Genomic DNA, 1,151 nt, shown 5'->3' with positions numbered 1-1,151 from the left:
GTTGCCACGTTGACGCGCGAGGCCTATCTGCCGCGTCCTCCGTTGATGACAGGCCAGGTGGTGGAGCAACTGGCAAAAGCCGGCTTCTTCCGTCTGCGCGGCGTGCTCATCGGCACCGTGGCCTACCAGTGTTACTCCGCCGTCCTCGGTCGCCGTCTGGACGCGGTCGCCATGCAGACCGGCGACGCCGATTTTGCCCAGTTCCATGAGATCTCGGTGGCCGTCGGCGACTCCATGCCGCCGATCCTTGAGGTGCTTCGAGAGGTCGATCCGACCTTCCGGGAGATTCCGAGCCAGGTCGACGGCCGGGTCTCCACCCAATTCGTCTCGCGGGACAAGTTCAAGGTGGAATTCCTCACGCCGAACCAGTGGTCCGACGATCAGGCGGGGAAGCCGGTCCCGATGCCGGCGCTGGGCGGGGCAGCCGCAGCGCCGCTACGCTTCCTCGACTACCTGATCTACCAACCCATCCGCGCGGTCCTGCTGCACGGTGCGGGCGTGCCGGTCCTGATCCCGTCGCCGGAACGGTACGCCGTCCACAAGGTCATTGTCAGATCCCGCCGCAAGGAGGATCGCGATGCGACCGCAAAAAGCGCGAAGGATCGGCTTCAGGCCAGATCCATCATCGAAGCGATGATCGCGAACCGGCAGCATGCCGATCTGGCCTCTGCCTTCATGGAAGCCTGGGATCGCGGAGACCATTGGAGAGCCGCGATCCGCCAGAGCATCGCGACGTACGATGATGACTTCCGGGCCTTCTTGCGAACCGAACTCTCGAAGGGCGTGACCGAACTCGAAATGGATCCGGCCAAATATGAGCTCGCAGATAAGTCTGCCGACGGAGAAAAATCCACGCCCGGTCCGAAATAGCACAAATCCCGCGGCTTGCGTGTCCCTCGCTCATCATCAAACGCCGAGCCGCCCGTATCTTCCAGATTGCCTCTGGCTCATGTTGCCGATGATCCATCATGATCGGCAGCAGCAGCGGCGAGCAGCATTTCCGAATCGGCCTCGATGTCTGAGCAATGCGGCCGATATGTATCGGACGGTTTTGCTGCGGTATCCGGCCTGTAGGCTTGCTTCGGCGTGATCGCCTGAAGACTTGATCCAATTTGAGCCGGTCGTTCACACTCTGTTGAGGCGTCGTACCA

The 1,151-nt window shown here is 61.9% G+C and carries 2 protein-coding genes; one reads left to right on the top strand and one right to left on the bottom strand.

All coding sequences use genetic code 11. The features are described 5' to 3' along the window. The first annotated feature begins 57 nt into the window (after nt 1–57). The gene (locus J6497_RS40620; protein WP_312010467.1) at nt 58–870 is read left to right on the top strand and encodes a GSU2403 family nucleotidyltransferase fold protein; all 813 of its coding nucleotides are present in this window, start codon (nt 58–60) and stop codon (nt 868–870) included. A gap of 77 nt (nt 871–947) precedes the next feature. Here the strand turns inward: J6497_RS40620 and J6497_RS40615 are convergent. After that, the coding region (locus J6497_RS40615) for a hypothetical protein (RefSeq protein WP_225709741.1) at nt 948–1,151 on the bottom strand (204 nt) is incomplete at its 5' end.

The sequence above is a fragment of the Bradyrhizobium cenepequi genome, from assembly GCF_020329485.1.
Taxonomy (GTDB): Bacteria; Pseudomonadota; Alphaproteobacteria; order Rhizobiales; family Xanthobacteraceae; genus Bradyrhizobium; species Bradyrhizobium cenepequi.
This window is presented reverse-complemented; position numbering and strand designations above follow the sequence as displayed.